Annotated in this window: 6 protein-coding genes; 5 read left to right on the forward strand and 1 reads right to left on the reverse strand. The window is 61.9% G+C overall.

Annotated features, from left to right (window positions below; translation table 11 throughout):
- The coding region (locus OXG98_10845; GenBank protein MCY3772501.1) for an inorganic phosphate transporter at positions 1-1,142 on the forward strand (1,142 nt) is incomplete at its 5' end.
- 72 nt (positions 1,143-1,214) lie between these two features.
- Positions 1,215-1,967 carry a type II CAAX endopeptidase family protein gene (locus tag OXG98_10850; protein ID MCY3772502.1) on the forward strand — a complete coding sequence of 251 codons (753 nt, stop codon included), beginning with the start codon at positions 1,215-1,217 and terminating at the stop codon, positions 1,965-1,967.
- Positions 1,968-2,021: 54 nt separating this feature from the next.
- Here the strand turns inward: OXG98_10850 and OXG98_10855 are convergent, their stop codons facing one another.
- Positions 2,022-2,198, reverse strand: coding sequence for a hypothetical protein (locus OXG98_10855; protein ID MCY3772503.1), 177 nt, complete (start codon positions 2,196-2,198; stop codon positions 2,022-2,024).
- Positions 2,199-2,537: 339 nt separating this feature from the next.
- Here OXG98_10855 and OXG98_10860 point away from each other — a divergent pair, with 339 nt between their 5' ends.
- The 3 genes from OXG98_10860 (at position 2,538) to rlmN (ending at position 6,357) form a co-directional block, all read left to right on the forward strand.
- Positions 2,538-2,993 (forward strand): hypothetical protein, encoded by a 456-nt coding sequence (locus tag OXG98_10860; protein ID MCY3772504.1) that lies wholly within the window; start codon positions 2,538-2,540, stop codon positions 2,991-2,993.
- A gap of 139 nt (positions 2,994-3,132) precedes the next feature.
- On the forward strand, positions 3,133-5,022 hold the full coding sequence (locus OXG98_10865; GenBank protein MCY3772505.1) for a TonB-dependent receptor: 1,890 nt from the start codon (positions 3,133-3,135) through the stop codon (positions 5,020-5,022).
- Between the two features lie 207 nt (positions 5,023-5,229).
- On the forward strand, positions 5,230-6,357 hold the full coding sequence (rlmN, locus tag OXG98_10870) for a 23S rRNA (adenine(2503)-C(2))-methyltransferase RlmN (GenBank protein MCY3772506.1): 1,128 nt from the start codon (positions 5,230-5,232) through the stop codon (positions 6,355-6,357).
- Positions 6,358-6,487 lie beyond the last annotated feature (130 nt).

The raw sequence follows: 6,487 nt of genomic DNA on the forward strand, positions 1-6,487 counted from the left end.
TCAAGCAGGCCATCCTCATCGCCGCGGTGCTCGAATTCCTGGGCGCCTTCCTCGTAGGGGGACAGGTTACCAAGACCGTCCGGGGCGGCATACTGGATCCGGTCGTCTCCGCGTCCGCGCCGGAACTTATCGTGTACGGCATGCTCGCGTCCCTCATGGCGGCCGGCACCTGGCTCGTAGTCGCTTCCCGGCTGGGCTGGCCCGTGTCCACCACCCATTCGATCGTGGGCGCCATAGCGGGGTTCGGCATGGTGGCTTTCGGCACCAGCGTCGTGCAGTGGGAACAACTGATACAGATCGTTGCCTCCTGGGTCGTTTCGCCTCTGCTGTCCGGCGCCCTGGCCTATCTGATCTACAGCGCGATCAAGTGGACGATTCTTCGACATCCCGATCCCGTGCGGATGACCCGGAAATGGGCGCCGCTGTACATATTCAGCGTCGTCATCGTCATCTCGCTGGTCACCCTGTTCAAGGGGCTCAAGAATATCGACCTGGATCTCACCCTGGTGGAATCCCTGCTCTGGTCCTCCATCCTGGGCATCTTCGCCGTCATCGCGGGCTACTTTCTCCTCGGCATGATCGGCAACCGGCCGGGGACAGAACCCGTGGACGCATCGTCCGGTGACGCCCAGATGGCCATCGTGGAAAAAATGTTCGGCGTGCTCCAGATCATGAGCGCCTGCGCCGTGGCCTTCGCCCATGGATCCAACGACGTGGCGAATGCCATCGGACCGCTGGCGGCCGTAGTGAACATCAGCCAATCCGGGGTGGTCAACCCCGAGTCTCCGGTGCCCGCCTGGCTTCTGCTGGTCGGCGGCGTCGGCATCGTCATCGGGTTGGCGACCATGGGCTACCGGGTCATGGCGACGATCGGAACCAAGATCACGGAGTTGACACCCACCCGGGGATACTCGGCCGAATTCGCCGCTGCCATTACCATCGTCCTGGCAAGTCGCCTCGGCCTGCCCATTTCGACGACCCAGACCCTGGTAGGCGGGGTCATGGGCGTGGGGCTGGCCCAGGGCGTCAAGGCCCTCGACTTGAGCATCCTGGGAAGGATCGCGGCCTCCTGGATCGTCACCGTTCCCGTCGGCGCCCTGCTGGCGATCGTCTTCTTCTACCTGTTCCGTGCCATTCTCTGATCCGGCGGCCGGACGCAGCCTGCCGGGCAGCGTGCTCCACCTCCCCTCGTACAGACACGGGCGGCGGACCTCATGAACGACACGCCCCTGCACGCGGCTGAGCCCGGAGACATCCCCGCGCCTCCGCGCCTCAGGTTCACCCTCGTTTCCGGCGTGCTGGTCCTGAGCGCCTACCTGGTCCTGCAGTTCGCCGCGACCATCGCCGCGGTGGTCGTGCTGAACCTGGACCCCGCGGAACGCATGGGCGACCTGGTCGCCCTGGGCGTGATCTTCTCCGCCGGACCCTGCACATTGCTGGTATTGCGCGTCGTCAGCCGCGCGCGGGACATCGACCCGCGAACCTGGCTGGCGCTTCTTCCGGTCCGCACCACGACTCTGCTCGGGTGGGTACTGCTCGCCTGGGTACTGCTGCACGCCGCCGACCTGGTCACCGTCGAGCTCGGACGATCGCCCGTGCCGCCGGTCATGGAAACGATCATCGAAACCACGCGTTACACCGCACTGCTGTGGTTCGCGCTCGTGATCGCCGCGCCGGTTTTCGAAGAAGTGCTGTTCAGGGGATTTCTGTACGAGGGGCTGCGCCGGACAAGGATGGGCGCCGGAGGGACGATCGTCGTCACGACACTGCTCTGGACGCTGTTGCACGTCGCCCAGTACGATGCGTATTTTCTCACGCTGATCGCCCTGATCGGGATCCTGCTCGGGATCGCCCGGGAACGTACCGGTTCGTTATACGTCCCTCTCGCCATCCATGCGGTGAACAACCTGCTGGGCACGCTGCAGATGGCGGAAGAAAGAGACGCCCTCGTCCATGCGTTGTTTTAACGAAGGGTATTAAGGGGAACTGAAAGGCGAGGCGGTTTCGGGGACGGTCCCGCTTCAGACGCCCAGGGCCTTCTTGTTCTCGGGGGTCAGCTTGGCCAGCGTGCGCTTGAACTTGTAGTGGCCTTCTTCGGACTTGACGGGCTTGACCAGCAATACAGTCTGGACCTGCTCGTCCTGATCCTTGTCGCTCCCCTTCGCCATCTTGGCCGCAAAGCTTCTGTCCTTAGCCATCTTCCATATCCTCCCAAACCAAGCCCTTCAGCCTCTTTCGTCGCGGTTACCTGCGGTTCGATCGACTCCTTGACACGTCCAATCTAACGATTCCCTCTGAGAAAAGCAACTTGAACCGTTGAACCGGCGTCCGGCGCCGGCAAAAGTACTCATACAATCCTCACAGAATACTCACCGGGACCTCACGCATTCCATATATGGAATAAGTATAATGTCCCTCATAGGCACACGTCTTTCCACCTGTCGCGAATCCGAATCCGTCCTCCATTGGCAAAAACGCCGCTCGCCATGATGAAGGACTCACACCCAATGCATCCGGCAACTGTAAGGGGGATCAAGATGAAGCGGATCACAGACAGCAAACCATTCCATTTCGTCCTACACTCCATCGCGCTGCTTCTCCTGATCGGCGCACCGGCGGTCCTGGCCCAGGAAACCGCTGAAGAAGCAGTCCCGGCAGAAGAGCAGACGACAACCGGGGAAGCGGTTCAGGAAATGTCGGTCATACTGGAGACGCCATTGGATGCCGTGGTGGTGACCGGGTCCCGTGCGCAGCCGCGCTCCCTGACGGAATCGGCCGTGCCCATCGACGTGATTCAAGTCGAGGAGTTCGTTCAGCAGGGCGGTTCGGATCTCGCTGACCTGATGCGAAACGTCGTACCCTCCTACAACGTCAACACCCAGCCGATCAGCGACGCGGGCACCATCGTCCGGCCATTGCGCTCGAAAGGGTGGAAGTCCTGCGAGACGGCGCCTCGGCGCAGTACGGTTCCGACGCCATCGCGGGGGTGCTGAACTTCCAACTCAAGGACAACTACGACGGATTCAACATGGAGACGAAGGTCGGCAGCTTCCAGGACGGTTCCGGCAGGTTCCTCGGTGACGGAGAGCTGTTCTCAGTCGCGGGCAATGTCGGTATAGGCCATGAAGACGCGTGGGCCAGTCTCAGCGTGGAATACGGCAACTCCAGCGAAACGATCCTTCGGTACAGACGGCATCCGGCGCGGCCCTGATCGCGGCCGGCAATCTCGACATAGCCAATCCCGAGCATTTCTGGGGCCAGCCCTTTGTACGGGACGACCTGAAGATCTTCGCCAACTACGGCGCGGCGATCGGCGATAACCTCGAGTTCTTCGGCCACGCCAACTATGCCAGCAAGGAAGTCGACGGCGGGTTTTACTTCCGCAATCCGCACACCCGCGGCGGCGTGTTCCAGGGGCCCGTGGTGAATATTGACGGAGCGATGCTACCATCGGTGCTGGTCGGCGACCTGGACGGCGTGGGCCAGGGCGGCGAATGCGCGCCGGTGCCCATCATCAACGACCGGCCGGACCAGGAAGCCTGGCTGCGGATTCGCGACGATCCCAACTGCTTCTCGTTTCTGAAAATGTTTCCCGGGGGATTCACGCCCCGGTTCGGCGCGTTCGCGTCGGACGAGTCCGTGGTCCTTGGCATCAGGGGACGCGCGGCGACCCTGATGCGCTGGGAACTGAGCGCGGCGTACGGACGCAACGAGGCGGACTATTTCATCTACAATACGGTCAACGCCTCCATGGGTCCCGACACCCCGACCTATTTCGATCCGGGCTCCTATGTCCAGTCCGAAGTCAACCTGAACTTCGACGTGACCTACCCGGTCGGCAACAATCTGGTCCTAGCCGCAGGTCTCGAACGCCGGACCGAGACCTTCGAGATCGTCGAAGGCCAGATCGAGTCCTACCTGATTGGCCAGCCCCTCGCCAGCCAGGGATTCACGTCGGCTACCAATGGTTTCGCGGGATTCAGCAAGGTCGCCTCGGGTGAGTGGGACCGTTCCAACAATGCGATCTACCTGGAAGGCGGTCTCACGCCCACGGACCGGTGGCTGCTCGATTTGGCCGTGCGTGCCGAAGATTTCGAAGATTTCGGTACGACCACCAACTACAAGGTGGCCACGAACTCCAGCTTAACCGACGAAGTGAAACTGCGCGGCAGCGCCAGTACGGGTTTCAGGGCGCCGACACCCGGCCAGCAGAACGCGTTCAACATCACGACGGAGTTCGATCTGGAACTGAACGACCTGGTGAACAACGGTACGGTGCCTTCCAACAGCCGCGCGGCCGAGTTGAAGGGCGGCAAGCCGCTCGACGCGGAGAAGTCCGTAAACATCTCCGCGGGCCTCGTCTTCGATCTGGGCACCGTGAGCGCCACCATCGATTATTTCGACATCAGGGTGCGCGACCGCCTGACCGTCTCCCAGAATTTCGAGCTCACCGACGAGGAGAGAGCCCAGTTGATCGCCGAAGGCATCACCAGCGCGGCGGGGTTGCAGGGGTTTCAGTTTTTCACCAATGATTTCGACTCCGCCAACCGGGGAATCAATGTCGTCATATCTGCGCCGGTGAACTCGGGTACGCTCAGCCTGGCCTACAACTACACGAGTTCCGAAGTCACCGATCACAATCCGGAAATCCTGGGCGCCACGCAGATCAAGGCGCTGGAGGAGGGACTCCCCAGGCAACGCGGCGCCCTGACGCTGACCCAGGCCCTGTCCGATAATTTGAACGCCCTGGGACGGGCCAGCTACTACGGTTCCTGGTATGATTTTCGCGATGGCGAGACCTATGAAGGCAAGGTCCTGCTGGACCTGGAGAGTACCATTAAGTTCAACGACGAGCGGTCCAGGATAACCATTGGCGGGCAGAACATCCTGAACACCTATCCGGACGAGAATCCCCATGCCGCCGGCGACCCCTCGGGAGGCCCGGGCAACAAGTACAGCCAGTACAGTCCGTTCGGCTTCAGCGGCGCGTTCTGGTACGTCAAGTATGGCTTCTCGCTCTGATATCCGCCGGTTGGTTGCAGGACCGGACCGCCGCCATTGAATCGAGGACTTCCGCGTTTTACTTTCACGCGGCCAACCGCGCCCCGGAACCTGCAGGTTCCGGGGCGTTTCTTTTTCCCTATGTAGTCCGGGATTACTATTCAATAGACAATGCGTGCTTCCCGACGTATCTTGGTCCGGTTCACACACGATGACCGGAGCGGGCGCGTGAATAGGCAAACGATACGGCAAAACGCGAAAAAACAGGCCTATCGGCAGACTGAAGGCGGGAAGCCCGACCTGAGGGGCCTGACGCTGCCCGAGATCTCGCGGATCGTCGCGGAGATGAACGAACCGGGCTACCGGGCCGGGCAGATCGCCTCGTGGGTATACAAGAAGGCCGCGGGGTCATTTGAAGAAATGACCAACCTGTCCAAGTCATTCCGGGCCGGACTGGCCGACCGTGCGTGCCTGAAACCCCTGACTCCCGCCAGGCGTTCGAAGTCGCGTCACGGACCGACGACGAAGTACCTGTTCGAACTCGGGGACGGCCAGAAGGTGGAAACCGTTCTGATCGGCGGGTCGAGGCGCAATACGCTCTGTATCTCCACGCAGGTGGGATGCGCTATCGGCTGCCGTTTCTGCGCGAGCGGACTGGAGGGCCTGGTGCGCAACCTGACGTCGTCCGAAATCGTCGACCAGGTCGTACAGGTCAGGAAGCTGGCGGGGCAGGACGGGCCGGACGGCGAAGTGCGGTCCATAAACAACATTGTCGTCATGGGCATGGGGGAACCGCTGGCCAACTACCGCCAGGTGCTGCGGGCCGTGCGGATCATCAACGCCGACTGGGGACTCGGCATCGGCGCGAGGAGAATCACGTTATCCACCAGCGGACTGGTTCCGAAGATCTACCAGTTGGCCGAAGAGAAGATCCAGTTCGAACTGTCTGTTTCCCTCCATGCCGCCGACGACCGGACCCGTTCCTTGATCGTGCCGATCAACAGGCGCTATCCCCTCAAGCAGCTCATGAAGGCATGCCGCCATTACACCGGGGTGACCGACCGGATCATTACCTATGAATACGTCCTGCTCAAGGGCGTGAACGACCGGTTCCAGGACGCGGAAAACCTTGTCAGGCTGTTGAAAAAAGACAAGTGCAAGCTGAATCTCATTCCCTATAACCCGGTGCGCGGCCTGCCCTACGAAACGCCCGACGAACACCGGCAGGCGGTATTCGCGGATGCGCTGCGGGCGGGCGGGCTGCAACTGACCATGCGCCGGGAGCGCGGACGGGACATCGACGCGGCGTGCGGTCAACTGCGCCTCGCTGAATCCCGGAAAGCCCGCGCCGGATGACAGGCGGCGTGCGGTCAACTGCGCCTCACTGAATTCCGGAAAGCCCTCGACGAATAGCAGGCGGCGGGAGGGAATGCGGACCAGGCGGACCAGGCGGACCAGGCGGACCAGGCGGACCAGGCGGACCAGG

It is taken from the genome of Gemmatimonadota bacterium, from assembly GCA_026706345.1.
Taxonomy (GTDB): Bacteria; JAAXHH01; JAAXHH01; order JAAXHH01; family JAAXHH01; genus JAAXHH01.

What these genes read in the sequence shown, in the direction of transcription:
- OXG98_10850 (MCY3772502.1), top strand. Translation starts at nt 1,215, where the DNA reads ATGAACGACACGCCCCTGCACGCGGCTGAGCCCGGAGACATCCCCGCG.
- OXG98_10855 (MCY3772503.1), bottom strand. Translation starts at nt 2,198, where the DNA reads ATGGCTAAGGACAGAAGCTTTGCGGCCAAGATGGCGAAGGGGAGCGAC.
- OXG98_10860 (MCY3772504.1), top strand. Translation starts at nt 2,538, where the DNA reads ATGAAGCGGATCACAGACAGCAAACCATTCCATTTCGTCCTACACTCC.